Source organism: Massilia sp. UYP34 (assembly GCF_056279385.1).
In genome coordinates this window covers 72,709-91,216 of sequence record NZ_JBWBRF010000011.1, presented here as the reverse complement: position 1 = coordinate 91,216, position 18,508 = coordinate 72,709, and the positions used below count along the sequence as shown (strand labels likewise).

The following is an 18,508-nucleotide window of genomic DNA, read 5'->3' as shown; positions in this document are numbered from 1 at the left end:
GCATGCGAGAAGCGCGCCGGTGGCACGCTTCTTTGCAATCGAGATCAGTCGCGGTAATCGCGGTAGTTGCGATACTCGTGACGGTCGCTCGAGCCACCCAGCAGCTTGGCCAGGATGAAGCCCACGCCCACCGCGGCCAGCAGTGCGCTGCCCGGGTTGTTCTTGACATATTCCTTGCCCTGGGCCGACAGGTCCGAGCACCGTTCGCTCAGCTGGGCCGAACCGCCACCCAGTTTCTCTTGAGCCGAGCTCAGCAGGCCAGAGACCTTGTCGACGCCGGCATGGGCGCGCGAAGCCAGGTTCTCGACGACCGGCTGGGCGGCTTGCGCTGCCTTGTCGATACCTGCGTGCACCTTATCTGGCGAGATCGACGAGATCGCTGCCTTGATGCCGCCAACCGTCGTTTGCTCGCCGGTCGACGAATCCGACGACGAAGCCGACGATGGGGTCGACGATGCCGACTGGCTCGACGACGAAGCGCCCAGGCCGCTGTTGCCCAGCGAACCGCTGCTGCCTGCGGCCGAGCCCAGGCTCGACGACGAGGACGACGACTGCGACGATTGCGCGCCGATCGACGAACCCGACGACGCGCCGGTGCTGCCCATGCCGGTGCTGCCCATATTGCCGCTCGACGAAGCGCCTTGCTGGCTCGACGACGACGGCGACGAGCCGGTGCTGCCCAGGTTCGACGATGCGCTCTGCAGGCTGCCCGACGAAGCGGTGGTGCCCTTGTTCAGGCTGGAGTCCTGGCTTTTGCCGATGCTCGAACCGGCCTTGTTGGCGTCGATGCCTTTACCCTCGGTAGACTTTTGATTATCCATGATGTATCCCTCATAAAATGTGTGACCAACGCGGAGTAGACCGATATTCGACTATCACCACATTCTTCCTTGAATCAGTCCGATACTTGACGCGGAACGAAAGCTGCCTGCGATACATCAATGGCGGCGCGGCGTCATGCCCAAAATCAGTTTCTTGCATCACTGACCTCAAGCCACCGCAAAGATTCCATCGATCTCCCAGACTGCTCGTCCCTATCTCGGGGCGACGCCCTTCGAGGGTTTCGTCACGAGCGCAGTATCGAACCAACTGCGTCGCGATACCAAAAATACAATGGATCAGTATTAAGAGACCGTGCGCTGACTAACAGAGCCGTTCCATCCGCTGCAAAAGCTGCTTTTTATCCATTGGCGGCAGAGTGAGGGGCGTGTTGGCAGTACCATACGTGGTTTCGCCACACCCGGGCGTCCCGTACGACATCACATGGCAACAGACACCATTCCAGGCAGCCGCCTGCCGCCGCGCCAGGCCATGCCGGCAGCGGACGAGGCGGCGGCAAAACAACAGGCCGACGCCGACAAGGCGGCGCAGGTACGCGGCGTGGCCTCGATCGCCGCCATGCGCGACGCCATCCGCCAGGCCGCGCGGCGGCTTCCCCGGTTTACCGCCGTGCCGCGCCTGGCCCGGCTGGATGCGGCCGGCTTTCGTGCGCGGGCGGCGGCCGGCATGCCTTTCCTGGTCACCGGCATCGTCAAGCGCTGGCCGCTGGCCGACCTCACGGCGCAGGACTTGCGCGAACGATTCGGCCATCTCCCGGTGCGCGCGCGCATCGGCGACTACGTCACGACGGCCTTCGCGCCGGACCGGGCGATGCAGGACATGCTGCTGCGCGACTACCTCGACCTGGCGCCGCCCGATGCCGCCCCGGAGCTGCCGCCCTATGTGGGCAACCTGTCGCTGCGCGAACTGAACCGGCTATGCCACTGGCCGAGCTGGTTCGACAAGATGGGGCCGCCGCGCTTCTGGATCGGCCCGGCGCGCACGGTGACGCCGCTGCACTGCGACTACGACGACAATCTCTTCGCCCAGCTGTGGGGGACCAAACGGATTTTCCTGGCGCCGCCGCACCATGACGCCTTTCTGTATGCACGCGAGGCCAATCCGCTGCTGTTCGGCTCCCCGTTCGACCCGGAAGCCCCGGACTTCGAGGCCCTCCCCCTGGCGCGCCAGGCGGCGCTGGTCGAGATCGTCGTGGAGCCCGGCGACATGCTGTACGTGCCGGCCGGCTGGTATCACCAGGTGCGCGCCCTGAGCTTTTCGCTGTCATCGAACCGCTGGGCACGCGGGCAGCCGCTCGCGCTCCTGAAAGACTAGGAACCTCTAGGCCGCGCGCTGCGATTCCTCGGCTGCCGGCGTGGCGGCTTCGGCGTCGTCCAGCACCAGGAACTCGGTCGATGGCCGGCCATCGGCATTGTGCTGCACGATGCGGCGCGGGCGGCCCTGGGCGTCGAGCCATACCTGGCCGATGCCGGCGCCGTTCCACAGGCGCTCGCCGCGCGTGCGCTGGTCGGGCAGGCGCGGACGCAAGGCCAGGTCGCGGCGCTTGGTGAACCAGTTCAGCGGCGAGCGCGGCGAATACAGCCAGCGGTTCAGGCGGTCGAGCCAGTCGAGCAGGCGGCGCGGGAATTCGTTCTTGATGCCGCTGCTGGTGATCTGCCATACATGCTGCGGGCGGTCCGATTCGCGCACCTCGACGTCGTAGACGAAGGAATAGTGCACGTCGCCCGACAGGATCACGTAGTTGCCCGGGGTGCGCGAATGGCGGAAGATATTGAGCATGCTGCTGGCCGCGCCGCGGTGCGCCATCCAGTTCTCGGCGTCGACCGTGAGGGCCAGGCCGGCGAAGGTGGCGATCCGCTGCACCACTTCGATCAGCTTGACGCCGAACATCGGCGCGGCCGAGACGATCACGGCCGCCGTCTCGTCGAGCAGTTCGTGCTGCAGCTCGCTCAGCGATTCCCAGTCCATCAGCCCCGACGGATGGCCAGGGGTGCGCCGGTTGCGCCAGCGCCGCGTGCGCGTATCGAGCACGATGATGGCGGGCTGGGTGCGGAGCATGTAGTCCCACTGGCGAAACGCGAGCAGGCGGTTGATGAGCGCATCCTGCGCGCCCGGTGCCAGGCGCCCGCCGGCGTCCGGGGTGGCGCTCAGGTCCGCCAGCGCGTCGAGCGCCTCGCCGAACACGTCGGGCCGGTTGCCCCAGCCCTGGCACAGCATGTAGGCCACCAGCGCATTGCCGATGATGCGGCGCGAGAACGGGTGCTCATAGGCGGTGGTCTCCCACTTCGCCGACAGGTTCCAGTCGTCGGTGATGTCGTGGTCGTCGAAGATCATCAGGGTCTGCACGTGCGCCAGCAGGCGCGCGGCTTGCGGCAGGTCGGCGCAGAAACCCCGCATGGCCGCGCCCTCGCGCCGCCAGCGTTCGACGTGCTTCGGCTTCAAGGGCGGCATCGCGGGCTCGCCCACGATCTGCCACGGCGCCGGCGACCACACCAACAGATACATCGCCATCACCTCGGCCAGCGTCACCAGGTGGTTGTGGGCATTGGCGGTGGTGAAGATCGGCTTTTCCGAGCCGCCGAAGAAGCGGTCGCGCAAGGCGTCGTTCGACTTGAACGCGGGCAGCAGGTCTTGGCGCCGGTAGTAGCCGGCCGGGTGGGCATACAGCGCCTCGCTGTCTTCCACCACCGCGCCCTCCAGGCATTCGCCGTACAGGCCCAGGCGCTCGATGAGCGCGTGGATGGCCGCCAGCGTCGGGCCGGCCACGTCGTCGGCATAGACCTGGTCTCCGCACAGCATGAGCATGGCGGGCCGCGCGTCGGCCTCCTTGATGCGGCCGGCCAGCAGCGCGTCGGCGCAGGCCAGGCCGTCGCGCGACTCGTGGTGCGGCTTGCGGCAGGAACCGTAGAGGATGTCGTCCATGCGGCTGCGCAGGACGAAGCTGGGCCGGCTCGTGCCTGCATGCAGCAGGTGCGGCGCCCAGTGCGCGATGCCTGCGCCGCCGTCCAGGACCAGGTCGTACTCGACCAGCACGTCCTGCGCCAGCGGCTCTTCCAGGGCGACGTCGATCAGGTGCACGTATGCATGGCGGCCGACGCGGATGACGCGGCACGCCGCGCCATCCAGCCGCAGGCGGCGCGCCGCAGCGCCCTGCGGCGCCAGCTCCAGGGTCAGGTCGAGCGCCTCGCTGCCGACGAGCCACAGCAGCAGGCGGCCGGGCTCGAGGCGGCGCAGGATCGGGCCGGCCAGCACGGGCGGAAGGTCGGTGGAGGGAACGGTCTGGATCAATGCGGTACGGTCAAGGAAAACAATCGGTCGAGTGTAGCAGATGGCATTCGCTCATCCGCGCACGATCGCCCTGCAGGAAGGCCGGCAGCATCCGGGGCGCCGTGCGCGTACCGGGTCAGGCATCAATAATCGACGCGGGCCGCATCCGTGATGCTCGGCCGCCCCTGCATGTGCGGATAATGGGCGAACGCGACCAGGGCGCGCACCGTCAGGCGTATCGGCAGGTCCACGCGGATCCACGTGTATGCGGGCTGAGGACGCACGGATGAAGATTTCGCTTGCGCGACGCGGTGGGTAAGCTAGAATAATGAATGAGAATCATTATCATTTAATGCCATCATCTGCGTCGAAAGGAACGATATGTGCGACAAACACGCTTCGAAGGTACCCTGCCCTGCGGACGCTGCCCAGGGCTCGCGCCGGCGGCGCGTGTGGGAGCTGTCGCATGCATGCCATTGCCCGCTGGTCGGAGTCGGGTTGCCGCTGGGCGGCTTGCGCAAGCTGGTGGAGAAGGTGACTGGCGGGAAGGTGCTGCATGACGATTACGACATCCACGTCGGCACCGTCAGCGAGTGCGCGATGCGCACGCCGCTCGCCGATGCGGTGCAGAAGGAACTCGAGCGCCGCTATGCGCAGCATGTCCAGCGCTTCCGCGCCGCCAAGACCACCGGAGAGGTCGGGGCCATGTGGGATGCCGCGGTAGCCGCCGGGGACGTCGCCGGGGCGTTCTGGGCCGGGCTGTCGCATCCGCGCTGCACCACCGCGCTCGAAGAAAAGATGTGCCGCGACATCCATATGGTGCAGCACCAGGCCGGGGCTTGCGCGCGCGCCGACATCAACAAGTTCAATGCGGTGCTCGCCGACAACGCGCGCCTCGAACGCGACATGGTGCGCCTGCAGGAGCGCTGCAATGCGCTGGCACACGACAAGGCGCTCGAGAGCGAACGCCTCGACAACCAGCTGCGGGCGGCGCGGGCGGCGACCATCGCGCGCGACGGCGACGTCCAGGCCCTGCGCGCCGAACTGGCGCGGCTGCAGGCCAGCATTCCCGACCTTGAGACGCGCGAGCGCCTGGCCGAGCGGGTGGCGCAGATGGAGGCGCGCGAACAGGCGCTGCGCGCCCAGCTGGCCGAGCTGAAGGCGGTGCGCGCCCCTGCTCCGGCACAGGAAGCCGGGTCCGCGCCCGAACCGGTCCAGGCGGCGCCGGTCGCGACGCCGGTGCGCCTCGACAATCGCAGCGTGCTGTGCGTCGGCGGCCGCAGCAGCAGCGTGCCGGTCTACCGCACCATGATCGAACGCGTCGGCGCGCAGTTCGCCCACCACGACGGCGGCCTGGAGGACAGCAGCAGCCGGCTCGACGCCAGCCTGGCCGCCGCCGACCTGGTGATCTGCCAGACCGGCTGCATCAGCCACAGCGCCTACTGGCGCGTGAAGGACCATTGCAAGCGCCACGGCAAGCGCTGCGTCTTCGTCGACAACCCGAGCGCCTCGAGCCTGGTGCGCGGCCTGCAGGAAGCCGCCACCGAAGACCCCCAGCCGAGCTGAGTCACGTTCACGCGCCAGCACGCGGATCGCTGCCACCAGCGGTCCAGCTGCGCCGTGGTCGTGAAATACGGGGGTGACGCGGATTCAGCTACCGCCCACCGGACAACCGGCTCGGCATGCTCGTCCCAACATGCTGTCAGTGATCTTCCGGGTTGAGCGGGAGTGGCAGGCGATCGATGATCGGAAGTTCGGCATCGGGAACATCAGTGTGCGCGGTGGACGCAGGTTCCTGACCATGATGATCATCGTCACATCGGACATGGGAGCAGCCATGAAGTTCGTTTAGCTTGTCTTGCTGGGGTAGTCCCCCGATCAGTTGCAGTCGCACAAACCAAAGGATAAGTCACGCCAATCCATTGCGCGGTCATAACCCCTGTCAGTGCCACTCGGGAAGAATTGCTGATGGACTCAACCATCGGAGACAGTACATGGCACTCGACGCATACCTGCAAATTGACGGCATCAAAGGGGAGTCGGCCGATTCAGCACATCAAGGCTGGATTGAAGTCGCCTCAACTCACTGGGGCGTGACGCAACCCCGAGTCACCAGCGTGTCGACCGCAGGGGGCCACACGACCGGACACTGCGAGCATCGCACCCTCTCGCTCACCAAACTGGCCGACCTCGCCTCGCCGGTCCTCATGCAGCACTGCTCGATGGGAAAGACCATTCCAAAGGCCAAGCTGGAGTTCATGCGTGCCGACAGCGATGGCAAGCCCGTGAAGTACTACCAGGTCGAACTGGAGAATGTGTTGCTGTCCCACATGGACCAAATAATGCATGACGGTGGCCTGCTCCAGGACGAGATAGGGCTGTGCTTTTCCAAGATCAAGTGGACGTATGTCCAGCAGAAGATCGGCGGCGGAGCCAGTGGCAGTACCTCAGGGGGTTGGGACCTTGCGGCCAAGAAGTGCTGCGCATGAGGGCAAGCCATGCCTATACCCATTCAACCACGCGATCACCTGGGCCACTTCATGCTTCCCCAAGCGCCAGAGGAAGCGGGGTACTACGTGTATGGCAACCTCAAAGGCATTCCCGGAACCGGACACCTGGCTCAATACGCCCATCCCAACATGCTGTCCGTGATCTTCTCGGTTGAACGGGAGTGGCAGGCGATTGATGATCGAAAGTTCGGCATCGGTAACATCAGCGTGGCCGGTGGCCTCAGGTTCGACCACGCCACCCATATGAAGGGTATCGAGATGGACATTCGCCCTGTCCGCAAAGACAAGTTGGTCGGCCAAGCCGCCCGGTGCTCGTATAGGGATCCGATCTATGATCAAGCGGCCACGATCAAACTGGTCGGTCTGTTTTTACAGCACCCGATCGTCAGGATCATTTACTTCAACGACCCCAAGGTACGCGAGGTCTGCGGGCCGCTCGTGAAACCCTGGCCCGACCATGATGATCATCTTCACATCGGACTTTGGGAGCGGCCATGAACCTTCGTTTGACTTGTCTTGCTGGAGCAATAGCGCTGGCATCGATCGCCCATGCAGGCGACAGCAAGAGCCAGGGTCGATACTTGGCCAAACCGCTCACCGGCGATTTTTACATGTACGGCGGCAGCATCGGCGACTCGACGCCGCCGACAGAGAAGGACAGGAAATTGTCATTGATGGTGACCGGGCCGCTCGCGAAGGATTTGTTCGATCATCTTGGCCCGGACTTGAAAGACGCCTGCGGCGCTGGCCCTGACCAACGGCAGCGAAGCAAGGGTGATCTTAGCTGCCTCTGGACGAAGGGCGAAGGCTACTCATGCTACGTCGGCCTCGATGTTCGGACCGGGAAGAGCATGCGAGGATTGACCTGCTGACAGTCCATGCCAAAAATGAAGAATGGCCAGAATAAAGACGCAGCGGACAGGGTCAAGTATTTGCTTAGCCGCTTTACACAGCGTTTACACGACAACATGACTACGCCGAGAAGAAAAAAGGGTTACATGCCGAAGCCTGTAACCCTTCATCCTGCAAATCTTGGTGCCGCTGACCGGAATCGAACTGGTGACCTTCGCATTACGAATGCGCTGCTCTACCGACTGAGCTACAGCGGCGAAACCTGTGCTTCGCCTTGCCTTTCGGCGCACGGCGATGGAGCTGCCGTGACGAAAGAACCATATTCTAGCAAACAATGCGGCAAACTTGCTAGTGCGTATCGCTAGCGTGCCGCATTATCGACCGAAAACCAGCGATTCAGCCCTGGTGATAGCCCGTGACGACTTCGACTTCTTCCTTCGAGCCCAGGAACACCGGCACGCGCTGGTGCAGCTTGGTCGGCGGAATGTCCAGGATGCGGCCCTGGCCGTCGGTGGCGGCGCCGCCGGCCTGCTCGACGATCATCGCCATCGGGTTGGCCTCGTACATCAGGCGCAGCTTGCCGGGCGACTGCGGGTCGCGCAGGTCGGCCGGATACATGAAGATGCCGCCGCGGTTCAGGATGCGGTGCACGTCGGCCACCATCGAGGCCACCCAGCGCATATTGAAATCCTTGCCGCGCGGGCCGGTGCTGCCCGCCAGCAGCTCGTCCACGTAGCGCTGCACCGGCGGATACCAGTGGCGTTTGTTGGACATGTTGATGGCGAATTCGCGGGTTGTGACCGGGATCTGCATGTCGCTCTGGGTCAGCACCCAGGAACCCATCTCGCGGTCCAGCGTGAAGCAGTGCACGCCGTTGCCGGTGGTGAGCACCAGCATGGTCTGCGGACCATAGACCGCATAGCCGGCCGCCACCTGGGCGGTGCCGGGCTGCAGGAAGTCCTGCTCGGTCGGCTGGGCCATGCCTTCCGGCGCCTTCAGCACCGAGAAGATAGTGCCGATCGAGACGTTGACGTCGATGTTCGACGAGCCGTCCAGCGGATCGAACAGCAGCAGGAATTCGCCCATCGGATAACGGCTCGGGATCTGGCGGATGGTTTCCATCTCTTCGGACGCCATCGCCGCCAGGTGACCGCCCCACTCGTTCGCTTCCAGCAGGATCTCATTGGAGATCACGTCCAGCTTCTTCTGGACTTCGCCCTGGATGTTCTCGGTCTCGGCGCTGCCCAGCACTTCGCCCAGCGCGCCCTTGCTCACCGAATAGCTGATGCGCTTGCAGGCGCGGGCAACGACCTCGATCAGCAGGCGCAGCTCGGCGTTGATGTTCTGGTGCAGGCGCTGCTCTTCGACCAGGTACTGCGTCAAACTTACGCGTTTCATGACTTCCTCAGGTTGGGTTTGGATTGTTTTAATTGGCGAGTGCCTTGGTGACCACTTCGCGCACGTCGTTCGACAGCTTGTCCTGCCCCGCCACCCGCTGCAGCGCGACCTGCATCTGCTCCTGCAGCGCCGGCGCGTAACGGCGCCAGCGGTCCATGGCGCGCGCCAGGCGGCTCGCGATCTGCGGGTTGAGCGCGTCGAGCGCGATCACCTGCTCGGCCCAGAAGGCGTAGCCGCTGCCGTCCGGCGCATGGAACTGTACCGGATTGCTCATGCAGAAGGCGGCGACCAGGCTGCGCGCGCGGTTCGGGTTGCGCAGCGTGAAGGCCGGATGGCGCATCAGCGCGCGCACCGCCGCCACGTCGGTGGTCGGAGCCGCGGCCTGCATCATGAACCACTTGTCCACCACCAGGGCCTCGTTCTGGAACTCCTGGTAGAACACGTCCAGCGCGTCGGCGGCTTCCGGCACGCGCGATGCGATCAGCGCGCTCAGCGCGGCGGCGCGGTCGGTCATGTTGTCGGCATCGGCGAACTGGCGCTGGGCCAGCGCCACGCTCTCTTCGTCGGGCGCCGCGTTCAGGTAGGACAGCGCCAGGTTCTTGAGCGCGCGCTTGCCGGCGGACGCCGCGTCCGGGCTGTACGCGCCCGGCGTCAGGTTGGCCTCGTACTGCGCCAGCAGCTCGCGGCGCAGGCGCGCGCCGATGTCGGCGCGGATGAACTGGCGCGCGATGTGCACGGCCAGCGGGTCGACGCCGTCGATCTGCTCGGCCACCATGCCCTCGGACGGCAGCATCAGCGCCTGCTCGCGGAAGGCCGGGTCGAGGGTCTCGTCGACCAGGACCTTGCGCATCGCCTCGATGAAGGTCTCGTCCAGGTTCAGGCTGGCGCCGCTGTTGCCCTTGGCCTGGGCCTCGCCGGTCAGCTTGAGCAGGCGGCTCATGGCCAGGCGCTGGCCCGCTTCCCAGCGGTTGACCGGGTCGCTGTCATGGCTGAACAGGTGCAGCAGGTCGGCGTCGGTATAGCTGCCCTGCAGGACCACGGGCGCCGAGAAGCCGCGCAGCACCGACGGCACCGGCTGCTCCTTCACGTCGGTGAAGACGAAGGTCTGCTCGGCCTGGGTCAGCTCGAGCACCGCCGTCGCGCCGCGGTCGACGCCTCCTTCCACCAGGCGCATGTCGTTGCCGGCGGCGTCGAGCAGGCCGACCGCGACCGGGATGTGGAACGGCAGCTTGTCCGGCTGCCCCGGCGTCGACGGGCAGGACTGGACCAGCTTGAGCGTGTAGGTGTGGGCGGTCTCGTCCCAGCGGCCCTCGAAGCGCAGCACCGGGGTGCCGGCCTGGCTGTACCAGCGTTCGAACTGGGTCAGGTCGCGACCATTGGCGTCGGCCATCGCGCGCCGGAAATCGTCGCACTCGACCGCCTGTTCGTCATGGCGCGCGAAGTACAGGTCCATGCCCTTGCGAAAGCCTTCCTCGCCGAACAGGGTGTGGTACATGCGCACCACTTCGGCGCCCTTCTCGTACACCGTCACCGTATAAAAATTGTTGATCTCCACGAAGGAGTCGGGACGCACCGGGTGCGCCATCGGGCCGGCATCCTCGGGGAACTGGTGCTGGCGCAGCGTGCGCACCTGGTCGATGCGGGTCACGGCGCGGCCGGTGTCGGTGCCGATCATGTCGGCCGTGAATTCCTGGTCGCGAAATACCGTCAGGCCTTCTTTCAGCGACAGCTGGAACCAGTCGCGGCAGGTCACGCGGTTGCCGGTCCAGTTGTGGAAGTATTCGTGCGCCACCACCGCCTCGATGCCCTGGAAGTCGACGTCGGTGGCCACCCGCGGGTTGGCCAGCACGAACTTGGTGTTGAAGATGTTCAGGCCCTTGTTCTCCATCGCGCCCATGTTGAAGTCGCTGGTGGCGACGATCATGAAGCGGTCCAGGTCGAGCTCGAGGCCGTATTTTTCCTCGTCCCAGCGGATGCTGTGCTTGAGCGACTGCATCGCATGGTCGGTCTTGTCCAGGTTGCCCTCTTCGACCCACACCTGCAGCAGGGCGTCGCGGCCGTCCGCCAGGCGGAAGGTTTCTTCCTGGCAAACCAACCTGGCGGCCACCAGCGCGAACAGGTAAGAAGGCTTCTTGAACGGGTCTTCCCACAGCGCATAGTGACGCCCGTCGTCGAGTTCGCCTTCCTGGATCAGGTTGCCGTTCGACAGCAGCACCGGGTAGCGCGCCTTGTCGGCGCGCAGCATCACGGTGTACTTGGCCATCACGTCCGGGCGATCCGGGAAATAGGTGATGCGGCGGAAGCCTTCGGCCTCGCACTGGGTGAAGAAGTTGCCATTCGATACATACAAGCCGCTGAGCGTCGTGTTCTGCTCGGGCACGCAGACCGTTTCGATCTCGAGCACCACCTCGTCGGGCGCCTCGTGGATGACCAGCAGATTGTCGGCCAGCGTGTAGTCGGCCCCGGCGAGGGCCTTGCCGTTCAGGCGCAGCGCCACCAGCTCGATCTCTTCGCCATGCAGCTCGATGGCCCGCCCGCTTGCCGCCGGGTTGCGGCGCATGGTCAGGCGGTTGGCCACGACCGTACGCGCGGGATCCAGGTCGAAGCCGAGCTCGACAGTATCCACGAGATAACTTGGCGGGGTATAGTCTTTGCGGTAAATGGTCTGGGGCGTATCGGTGCGCATAGGAAGAGTCCAAGAACACAGTGGAGAAGTGCTTATTTTACCAACAAGCTTTTCCTGTGCTCCGTTTGATTCCATGTATCGCAGTGTATGCACGGTAACGGGGTGTAAAACCCGGTTCATTGATCTTGAACAAGCAGTAAACTTGATCATCGGGGAAATTCCGCAGAATATTTTGGAGATCGGTATGAAACGCCTCATCATGGTCGCCGCCGGCACGGCGCTTGCGCTGCTCCTGGGCGGCTGCGCGACCACCATCCGCAGCGACGTGACGACCTTCCACCAATGGCCGGCGCAGATGGAAGACAAGAGCTATGTCTTCGAGGTGCCGCCGCCGCAGGACGACACGCTGGAATGGCGCAGCTACCAGGAACTGGTGCGCACCGAGCTGGCGCGCCAGGGCTTTCGCGACGCCGAGGGCGCCACGCCGGCGCTGACGGTGGCGATGCGCTTTACCACCACCGACCTGCCGGTGCGCGTGCTGGAGCCGGTCATGACGCCATATTTCTATCCGAGCGCGCGCTTCGGCTACGGCTACCGCGGCTTGCACCGCCGCTACTGGGGCGGCTGGTACAGCCCGTTCTACGATCCGTTCTGGGGTCCGTATCCGGCCTACCAGACCTCGGTCGAGCACCACTACCGGCGCGAGCTGCAGGTCTCGATCAAGTCGGCGCGCGACGGCAAGCGCCTGTTCGACGTCACGGTGCATAACACCAGCCGCAATATGTCGACGCCGGACATCATGCCGGCCCTGGTGCACAGCGCCTTCGAGGGCTTCCCGGGGCCATCGGGCGTGGCGCGGCGGGTCGAGGTGACGCAGCAGCCGAAGGGCTGATCCCGGCCGCCTGATTCACCACCACCACCACCACCACGTCATCCCCGCGCAGGCGGGGATCCAATTTTGCACGCGTTTCGACAGCGCCGGCGGCACTTGGATTCCCGCCTGCGCGGGGATGACGCCGGCATCTCGAGAAGGAAGTCGATGCGCTGGCGGGCGTGTCAGGTGCTGGCGCGTTCGACGATGGCGAAACCGACGTCGCGCACCGGCTCCTCGACCGGCCGGCCTTCGGCGCGGTCGATGATCAAGCGGGCGGCGGCGGCGCCGATGGCGGTGCCGTCGATGCGCACCGTGGTCAAGGGAGGATGCAGGTCGCACGCGAACGCGTGGTCGCCCAAGCCGACCACGGCCAGCTGCTCGGGCACCCTGATGCCCTGCGCCAGCGCTTCGAGCAGCACGCCCTGGGCCAACATGTCGGAGCTGCAGAACACGGCGTCGATGCCGGGGTCGCGCGCCAGCAGCTCTGCCAGGCCCGCGCGGCCGCTGCCGAGCGAGGCCGGCGCCGGCACGATGCAGGTCGGGACCGCGGCCCGGTCCAGGCCCAGCCCGGGCTGCAGCGCCAGCACGGTGTCGGCGAAATGCCGGTTGCGGCGCGCCGCGCGCTCGTCGTCGCCGCTGATGGCGGCGATCCTGCGGCGCCCGCGCCCATGCAGGTATTCGGCCACGGCCTTGCCGATCTGCTCATGCGAAAAGCCCACCAGCATGTCGATCGGGCTGTCGGTCAGGTCCCAGGTCTCGACCACCGGGATGCCGCTGGCCAGCAGGCGGCGCCGGCCCTGCTCCGAGTGCATGATCCCGGTGAGTACCACGCCGTCCGGACGGCGCCCGATGATGGCCTCGAGCAGCGCGTCCTCGCGCGAGTTCTCGTAGCCGGCCTGGCCCAGCATCAGCTGGTAGCCGCGCGCGGCCAGGCCGTCGGTGAGCGCCTGCACCATCTCGAGGAAGACCGAGCTGCTGATGGTCGGCACCACGGCTGCCACCATGCGGCTTTTCTTGGATGCCAGGCCGCCGGCCAGCAGGTTCGGCACGTAACCCACCCGGTCCACCACCTCGCGCACGCGCCGCAGGATCTCGGGCGAGACCGAATCGGGATGGTTCAGCGCGCGCGAGACGCTCATCGGGGCCACGCCGGCCAGGCGGGCGACGTCGCGCACCGTGGGCGTGGCGCCCTTGCGGCTCTTGCGGACGGCAGCCGGAGCGGCCTTCGGGGCAGGGGTGTCCATGGCCGCGATTCTAGCACCGCCGCTGTGCCGTATGTACACCCCCTGCCCGCATTTCCGCCACATGCCGTCCTGGAAGCGCCTCACAGCATGAAAAGCCTTCTTTTTCCCGGCCGGTGTCCGAGACAAAGCCCTTCGCGGCTCCAGCAATCCTGGCGCCGCGCATGCGGACGGCATGGCGAGCGCAGAACGAATTACGTGGCGGCGCCACCCGTGCCGGCACGCGCCTAGAGCCGCGGCAGGATCTGGGCGCCCAGTTCGTGCAGGACGTCCGCGGCCGGCCGCGCTCCCCGATGCAGGTTGAACAGGATGTGCGCGACGCCGAGGTCGCGCATGCGTTCGAGATAGGCGGCCAGCGCGTGGCGGCCGGTGCGCAGGCCGAGTTCGATCGCTTCGGCCGGCGCCGCCGGATCGTCCAGCAAGTCCAGCTGCACCGACTGGATGAAGGGCTTGCGCAGGCCTGGCGCGCGCTGGTCCTGCGCCATCTGCCACAGGGCGATCCGGCCTTTCTGGCGGTCTTCCTCGCGATGGTAGCTGGCCCAGCCATCGGCATGCGCGGCGATCCACTGCAGCGACTGTCGCGCGCTGCCGACCGCGAGCATCGGGATGCGCGCCTGCGGCGGGGGCAGCACGCGGTACTGCCCGTCGTCCGAAGCGGCGGCCGGCGCCGGTTCGAGCGCGGCGCGCACGGTGTTCCAATGGTCGCGAAAGGCGGCGTCGCGCGTGTCCAGACCGGCCCCGAAACGGGCGAACTCCTCGGGACGATCGCCCGAACCCAGGCCCAGCAGCAGACGGCCGTGACTGATCCGGTCCAGGCTCAGGGCCGCCTTGGCCACGTGCAGCGGATGGCGCAGCGGCAGCACGATGGCCCCGGTGGCGAGCGCGATCCGCTGCGTCACCGCCGCCAGCGCGGCCAGCCACAGGAAGGGATCGTCCAGCGCCACGGTCTCGTTGGCGCTGCCCTGCGGGATCATCAATGGCACGTCGCGGGTCCAGAGGGCGCCAAAGCCCAGCGCATCCGCCAGGCGCGCATGCTGCTGCGCCAGCGCGAGGTCGGCCACGGCGCCGGGTCCGCCCGCCATGGGCGTCATCAGCCCGACCGTCAGGCGGCCCGGGACGAAGACTTGCCCGTATGCGCGGTTGAAGCCCTCCATGGACTCAGGTGAAATAGGCTTCGGAGCCGAAAGTGAGCGCCACCACCACCAGCATGGCCAGGACCAGCACGATCAGCAGGCGCCCGAACTTCGGCGCGCCGTCGCCGGACGGCGGCGCGGACGGCGGCCGCGGCTCGTCATCGCGCGTGTCCCTCATGGCAGCAGCACCGTCGAACCGGTCGTGCGGCGCGCTTCCAGCGCGCGGTGCGCCTTGCCCGCCTCGGCCAGGGAAAAGGTCTGGTGCACCTCGACCGTGACCCTGCCGCTGCCGACCATGTCGAACAGCTCGGCCGTCATCGCCTCTTGCTCTTCCTGGGTGCTCATGTAGTCGAACAGGGTCGGCCGGGTCAGGAACAGCGAGCCGCGCCGCGCCAGCTCGCTCGGCGCGAACGGCTCCACCGCGCCCGAGGCGTTGCCGAAGCTGACCATCAGGCCGCGCCGGCGCAGGCAATCGAGCGAGGCGGTGAAGGTGTCCTTGCCCACCGAGTCGTACACCACCGGCACGCCCTCGCCCCCGGTGAGCTCGCGCACGCGCGCCACGATGTCCTCGGTGTTGTAATTGATGACGTGGGCCGCACCGTGGCGCAGCGCCAGCGCGCCTTTTTCCGTTGACCCCACGGTGCCGATCAGGCGCACGCCGAGCGCGCGCGCCCACTGGCAGGCAATCAGGCCGACGCCGCCGGCCGCGGCGTGGAACAGGACCGTGTCGCCGGCCTTGACCGGATAAGTCTGGCGCAGCAGGTATTGCACCGTCAGGCCCTGCAGCATCATGGCGGCCGCGGTCTCGAAGCCGATCGCGTCGGGCAGTTTGACCAGGAAGCGGGCCGGCATGGTGCGCACGCTGGCATAGGCGCCGAGCGGCCCGCCGGCATAGGCCACGCGGTCGCCCGGCCGCACGTGGGTGACGCCCTCGCCCACCGCCTCGACCACGCCCGCGCCTTCCTTGCCGAGAAAACCGGGCAGCAGCTGCGGATACAGGCCAGTGCGGAAATACACGTCGATGAAGTTCAGGCCGATCGCGTGCTGGACGATGCGCGCCTCGCCCGGCCCGGGCGCCGGCGCCTCGACGTCGACGTATTCCATCACTTCTGGGCCGCCGGTGGCGGCGATCCGGATCGCTTTGGCGAGCATGGTTTCTCCTGTCGGGTGGGTCAAGCGGCGCTGCGCGCGCCCATCAGTTGCGACAGCACCAGGCGCGCGGTCGAGACGTTGGTCGCGCACGGGATGTTGTGCACGTCGCAGGCGCGCACCAGGGCGTTGATGTCGGGTTCGTGCGGCTGCGGCGTCATCGGGTCGCGCAGGAAGATCACGCAATCGATCAGGCCGTCGACCAGCAGGGAACCGATCTGCAGGTCGCCGCCGACCGGCCCCGAATGCTTGCGCTCGACGTTCAGGCCCAGCTCGTTGATCAGGCGCCCGCCGGTGGTGCCGGTGGCCGACAAGGCGCAGCCCTGCAGGAACGCGCGGTACTCGGCGGCGAGCGAGATCATGTCGTCCTTCTTCTTGTCGTGCGCGATCAGCGCGATGCGAGGCATGTTCGGTGCGGCGGCGGTCGGAATCGGGATGGTCATGTCGTGGGCGGCATCTGGCGTGGTCGGGACGCTCATAAGAATACCGCATTCGACCACGCGGTCATATAACTGATGGCGCCGTCGCGTTCTGAAGAAGATCAAGATCAGTGCGAGACCGTGGCGGCGGCGCCGAAGTTCGGCGCCGCGACCGGTCGATTGCGGCGATGTGGCATCGCGCGTGTGGTAAGGGAGTTGCACCGCTGGCGTCAACGCAACGGTTAATCCGGCGACGGCGGCCTCGGCGTCAAGGCGCATCCGGCCGCGCCCGTCGAACGGGGTCGATGCGCGCACGGTCGAAACCATGTATCTCGACCAAAAGGAGAATCCAATCATGACCTGGAAGACAGCGCGCACGGGCCCGCCGGGAGCATCGCAATGAAGCTGCGTGACGCCGAAGCGCGCCGCGAGCGTTTTCTGCTGCTGGTCCTGATCGTCGTATCGCTGCTGGCCAGCCTGTGCTGGGCTGGCCTCGTGCTGGGCGGCCTGGTGCTCAGCGGCCAGCCCTTTGCCGCGAGCGCGGCGGCCGGCGCCGCGCGCGGCGCCGGCGCAGCCGGCGCGGCCACGGCCGCCATGGCCGCGCCCTTTCTCGCCTCCCAGGCCGGCCAGCTGGCGCTGGTCTTCCTGACCTGGGCCGGCCTGTGCACCGCCCTGATGCTGCCGCTGGCCAGCCGCGCCACGGTGCTGTTCGCGCACATCGCCGGGAAGCGCGCCGCCCAGCGCGCGCGCCTGCGCACCACGCTGTTCGTGCTCGGCTACCTGGGCGCCTGGACCGGTTTCGCGCTGCTGGCCGCGATCGCCCAATGGACGCTGCACGAATCCGACCACGGCGGCGCCGTGCGCCACCCGCTCCTGCTCGGCCTGGCCATGGTGGCGGCCGGCGTCTACCAGTGGACACCCGCCAAGCATGCCTGCCTCGAACACTGCCGGGCGCCCCTGCCCGGCATCCTGGCTGGCTGGCGCGACGGCCTGGCCGGCGCGTTCGGGCGCGGCGCAGCCCACGCCCGCCAGTGCCTGGGCTGTTGCTGGCTCCTGATGCTCCTGCTGCTGGCCGCCGGCCCGGACAACCCGGCCGCGATCGCCGTCGTCGGCCTGTTCGTGCTGGCCGAGATCCGCCTCGCCAGCGGCCACTGGATCGCCTGTGCGGGCGGCCTGGCGCTGCTCGCCCTGGGGACCCGGATGCTGTTTCCCTAGGGACACCTCGGAATACCGTCGCGAGCGGCAGCAGTTTCGGTCGGGCCGCGCAGGTCGGGCCGCGCAGGTCGGGCCGCGCAGGTCGAGAAGCGCGGCCATACCAGCGTACAGCGAGCACCGCAGACCTGCGCGGCGCGACCAAAAATGCAACGCGCAGCAGGTTTTCGACGTGCCCATGGGCGAGTTTGCAAGGGGTGCCTATGCTAGAATATCGGCCACTCTTGCATACCGTCTAAGGAATTCTCGACATGGCTGGACACAGCAAATGGGCCAATATCAAGCATAAGAAAGCCGCTACCGACGCCAAGCGCGGCAAGATCTGGACGCGCCTGATCAAGGAGATCACCGTGGCCGCGCGCATGGGCGGGAGCGACATCGCTTCCAACCCGCGCCTGCGCCTGGCGGTCGAGAAGGCCGCGGACGCGAATATGCCGAAGGATAACGTCACCCGTGCGATCCAGCGAGGCTCGGGCGAGCTCGAAGGCGTCAACTACGAAGAAGTGCGCTACGAAGGCTATGGCATCGGCGGCGCGGCGATCATCGTCGATTGCCTGACCGACAACCGCGTGCGCACCGTGGCCGAAGTGCGCCATGCCTTCAGCAAATTCGGTGGCAATATGGGCACCGAAGGCTCGGTCGCCTTCATGTTCAAGCACACCGGCCAGTTCCTGTTCGCGCCGGGCGTCGACGAAGACAAGCTGATGGAAGCCGCGCTCGAAGCCGGCGCCGACGACGTCATGGCCGACGAAGAAGGCGGCTTCGAAGTGCTGTGCGATCCGCACGCCTTCTCCGCCGTGAAAGAAGCGTTGGCGTCCGCCGGCTTCAAGGCCGAAGTGGCCGAAGTCATCATGAAGCCCGCCACCGAGACCGTGTTCACGGGCGAGGACGCGGCCAAGATGCAGAAACTCCTCGACGCGCTGGAAAACCTGGACGATGTCCAGGAAGTCTTCACCAACGCCGTGATTGAAGAATAATTGGTAGAGA

Annotated in this window: 18 protein-coding genes and 1 tRNA gene; 9 read left to right on the top strand and 10 right to left on the bottom strand. The window is 66.6% G+C overall.

Features of this window, described 5'->3' with window-relative positions:
• Positions 1-44 precede the first annotated feature (44 nt).
• Complete coding sequence (locus ACZ9AQ_RS16970; protein WP_429205559.1) at positions 45-821, bottom strand: ElaB/YgaM/YqjD family protein; 777 nt, start codon at positions 819-821, stop codon at positions 45-47.
• A gap of 442 nt (positions 822-1,263) precedes the next feature.
• Between ACZ9AQ_RS16970 and ACZ9AQ_RS16965 the strand changes: the two genes are divergently transcribed.
• Positions 1,264-2,154, top strand: coding sequence for a cupin-like domain-containing protein (locus tag ACZ9AQ_RS16965; RefSeq protein WP_429205561.1), 891 nt, complete (start codon positions 1,264-1,266; stop codon positions 2,152-2,154).
• Between the two features lie 6 nt (positions 2,155-2,160).
• Here ACZ9AQ_RS16965 and ACZ9AQ_RS16960 read toward each other — a convergent pair whose 3' ends face one another.
• Positions 2,161-4,092 (bottom strand): metallophosphoesterase family protein, encoded by a 1,932-nt coding sequence (locus ACZ9AQ_RS16960; RefSeq protein WP_429205676.1) that lies wholly within the window; start codon positions 4,090-4,092, stop codon positions 2,161-2,163.
• Positions 4,093-4,488: 396 nt separating this feature from the next.
• On the opposite strand from ACZ9AQ_RS16960, the gene ACZ9AQ_RS16955 reads away from it, so the two are divergent.
• The 5 genes from ACZ9AQ_RS16955 (at position 4,489) to ACZ9AQ_RS16935 (ending at position 7,489) form a co-directional block, all read left to right on the top strand.
• Positions 4,489-5,673 (top strand): DUF2325 domain-containing protein, encoded by a 1,185-nt coding sequence (locus tag ACZ9AQ_RS16955; protein ID WP_429205562.1) that lies wholly within the window; start codon positions 4,489-4,491, stop codon positions 5,671-5,673.
• Between the two features lie 130 nt (positions 5,674-5,803).
• Entirely contained in the window at positions 5,804-5,959 is a 156-nt protein-coding gene (locus tag ACZ9AQ_RS16950; RefSeq protein WP_429205563.1) for a hypothetical protein, read from the top strand.
• 142 nt (positions 5,960-6,101) lie between these two features.
• Complete coding sequence (locus ACZ9AQ_RS16945) at positions 6,102-6,596, top strand: Hcp family type VI secretion system effector (protein WP_429205565.1); 495 nt, start codon at positions 6,102-6,104, stop codon at positions 6,594-6,596.
• 9 nt (positions 6,597-6,605) lie between these two features.
• Positions 6,606-7,115 carry a hypothetical protein gene (locus ACZ9AQ_RS16940; protein ID WP_429205567.1) on the top strand — a complete coding sequence of 170 codons (510 nt, stop codon included), beginning with the start codon at positions 6,606-6,608 and terminating at the stop codon, positions 7,113-7,115.
• Complete coding sequence (locus ACZ9AQ_RS16935; RefSeq protein WP_429205568.1) at positions 7,112-7,489, top strand: hypothetical protein; 378 nt, start codon at positions 7,112-7,114, stop codon at positions 7,487-7,489. Before ACZ9AQ_RS16940 ends, ACZ9AQ_RS16935 begins: the two co-directional genes overlap by 4 nt.
• Positions 7,490-7,650: 161 nt before the next feature.
• On the opposite strand, the gene ACZ9AQ_RS16930 is transcribed toward ACZ9AQ_RS16935, so the two are convergent.
• The 3 genes from ACZ9AQ_RS16930 to pepN all read right to left on the bottom strand — a co-directional run bounded on the left by ACZ9AQ_RS16930 (position 7,651) and on the right by pepN (position 11,553).
• Positions 7,651-7,726, bottom strand: a tRNA-Thr gene (locus ACZ9AQ_RS16930).
• Between the two features lie 139 nt (positions 7,727-7,865).
• Positions 7,866-8,867, bottom strand: a complete 1,002-nt coding sequence (locus tag ACZ9AQ_RS16925; protein WP_429205570.1) for a class 1 fructose-bisphosphatase — start codon at positions 8,865-8,867, stop codon at positions 7,866-7,868.
• Between the two features lie 28 nt (positions 8,868-8,895).
• A complete protein-coding gene (gene pepN / locus ACZ9AQ_RS16920; protein ID WP_429205572.1) occupies positions 8,896-11,553 on the bottom strand; it encodes an aminopeptidase N in 2,658 nt (885 codons plus the stop codon).
• Between the two features lie 184 nt (positions 11,554-11,737).
• Here pepN and ACZ9AQ_RS16915 point away from each other — a divergent pair, with 184 nt between their 5' ends.
• Positions 11,738-12,385, top strand: a complete 648-nt coding sequence (locus ACZ9AQ_RS16915) for a DUF4136 domain-containing protein (RefSeq protein ID WP_429205573.1) — start codon at positions 11,738-11,740, stop codon at positions 12,383-12,385.
• A 164-nt stretch (positions 12,386-12,549) separates the two neighbouring features.
• On the opposite strand, the gene ACZ9AQ_RS16910 is transcribed toward ACZ9AQ_RS16915, so the two are convergent.
• From ACZ9AQ_RS16910 to ACZ9AQ_RS16890, 5 genes are all read right to left on the bottom strand, one after another.
• The gene (locus ACZ9AQ_RS16910; RefSeq protein WP_429205575.1) at positions 12,550-13,611 is read right to left on the bottom strand and encodes a LacI family DNA-binding transcriptional regulator; all 1,062 of its coding nucleotides are present in this window, start codon (positions 13,609-13,611) and stop codon (positions 12,550-12,552) included.
• Positions 13,612-13,835: 224 nt separating this feature from the next.
• Positions 13,836-14,762 carry a TIGR03571 family LLM class oxidoreductase gene (locus ACZ9AQ_RS16905; RefSeq protein WP_429205576.1) on the bottom strand — a complete coding sequence of 309 codons (927 nt, stop codon included), beginning with the start codon at positions 14,760-14,762 and terminating at the stop codon, positions 13,836-13,838.
• Positions 14,763-14,766: 4 nt separating this feature from the next.
• Positions 14,767-14,919 (bottom strand): hypothetical protein, encoded by a 153-nt coding sequence (locus ACZ9AQ_RS16900; RefSeq protein WP_429205577.1) that lies wholly within the window; start codon positions 14,917-14,919, stop codon positions 14,767-14,769.
• On the bottom strand, positions 14,916-15,893 hold the full coding sequence (locus ACZ9AQ_RS16895; RefSeq protein ID WP_429205579.1) for a quinone oxidoreductase family protein: 978 nt from the start codon (positions 15,891-15,893) through the stop codon (positions 14,916-14,918). Before ACZ9AQ_RS16895 ends, ACZ9AQ_RS16900 begins: the two co-directional genes overlap by 4 nt.
• Before the next feature lie 20 nt (positions 15,894-15,913).
• Positions 15,914-16,333, bottom strand: a complete 420-nt coding sequence (locus ACZ9AQ_RS16890) for a methylglyoxal synthase (RefSeq protein WP_429205677.1) — start codon at positions 16,331-16,333, stop codon at positions 15,914-15,916.
• Between the two features lie 375 nt (positions 16,334-16,708).
• Here ACZ9AQ_RS16890 and ACZ9AQ_RS16885 point away from each other — a divergent pair, with 375 nt between their 5' ends.
• Complete coding sequence (locus ACZ9AQ_RS16885; protein WP_429205580.1) at positions 16,709-17,524, top strand: copper chaperone; 816 nt, start codon at positions 16,709-16,711, stop codon at positions 17,522-17,524.
• 248 nt (positions 17,525-17,772) lie between these two features.
• Positions 17,773-18,498 carry a YebC/PmpR family DNA-binding transcriptional regulator gene (locus ACZ9AQ_RS16880; RefSeq protein WP_429205581.1) on the top strand — a complete coding sequence of 242 codons (726 nt, stop codon included), beginning with the start codon at positions 17,773-17,775 and terminating at the stop codon, positions 18,496-18,498.
• Positions 18,499-18,508 lie beyond the last annotated feature (10 nt).

What these genes read in the sequence shown, in the direction of transcription:
- ACZ9AQ_RS16925 (WP_429205570.1), bottom strand. Translation starts at nt 8,867, where the DNA reads ATGAAACGCGTAAGTTTGACGCAGTACCTGGTCGAAGAGCAGCGCCTG.
- ACZ9AQ_RS16885 (WP_429205580.1), top strand. Translation starts at nt 16,709, where the DNA reads ATGAAGCTGCGTGACGCCGAAGCGCGCCGCGAGCGTTTTCTGCTGCTG.
- ACZ9AQ_RS16965 (WP_429205561.1), top strand. Translation starts at nt 1,264, where the DNA reads ATGGCAACAGACACCATTCCAGGCAGCCGCCTGCCGCCGCGCCAGGCC.
- ACZ9AQ_RS16945 (WP_429205565.1), top strand. Translation starts at nt 6,102, where the DNA reads ATGGCACTCGACGCATACCTGCAAATTGACGGCATCAAAGGGGAGTCG.
- ACZ9AQ_RS16940 (WP_429205567.1), top strand. Translation starts at nt 6,606, where the DNA reads ATGCCTATACCCATTCAACCACGCGATCACCTGGGCCACTTCATGCTT.
- ACZ9AQ_RS16890 (WP_429205677.1), bottom strand. Translation starts at nt 16,333, where the DNA reads ATGACCATCCCGATTCCGACCGCCGCCGCACCGAACATGCCTCGCATC.
- ACZ9AQ_RS16955 (WP_429205562.1), top strand. Translation starts at nt 4,489, where the DNA reads ATGTGCGACAAACACGCTTCGAAGGTACCCTGCCCTGCGGACGCTGCC.
- pepN (WP_429205572.1), bottom strand. Translation starts at nt 11,553, where the DNA reads ATGCGCACCGATACGCCCCAGACCATTTACCGCAAAGACTATACCCCG.
- ACZ9AQ_RS16915 (WP_429205573.1), top strand. Translation starts at nt 11,738, where the DNA reads ATGAAACGCCTCATCATGGTCGCCGCCGGCACGGCGCTTGCGCTGCTC.
- ACZ9AQ_RS16900 (WP_429205577.1), bottom strand. Translation starts at nt 14,919, where the DNA reads ATGAGGGACACGCGCGATGACGAGCCGCGGCCGCCGTCCGCGCCGCCG.
- ACZ9AQ_RS16970 (WP_429205559.1), bottom strand. Translation starts at nt 821, where the DNA reads ATGGATAATCAAAAGTCTACCGAGGGTAAAGGCATCGACGCCAACAAG.
- ACZ9AQ_RS16950 (WP_429205563.1), top strand. Translation starts at nt 5,804, where the DNA reads ATGCTGTCAGTGATCTTCCGGGTTGAGCGGGAGTGGCAGGCGATCGAT.
- ACZ9AQ_RS16905 (WP_429205576.1), bottom strand. Translation starts at nt 14,762, where the DNA reads ATGGAGGGCTTCAACCGCGCATACGGGCAAGTCTTCGTCCCGGGCCGC.
- ACZ9AQ_RS16935 (WP_429205568.1), top strand. Translation starts at nt 7,112, where the DNA reads ATGAACCTTCGTTTGACTTGTCTTGCTGGAGCAATAGCGCTGGCATCG.
- ACZ9AQ_RS16880 (WP_429205581.1), top strand. Translation starts at nt 17,773, where the DNA reads ATGGCTGGACACAGCAAATGGGCCAATATCAAGCATAAGAAAGCCGCT.
- ACZ9AQ_RS16895 (WP_429205579.1), bottom strand. Translation starts at nt 15,893, where the DNA reads ATGCTCGCCAAAGCGATCCGGATCGCCGCCACCGGCGGCCCAGAAGTG.
- ACZ9AQ_RS16910 (WP_429205575.1), bottom strand. Translation starts at nt 13,611, where the DNA reads ATGGACACCCCTGCCCCGAAGGCCGCTCCGGCTGCCGTCCGCAAGAGC.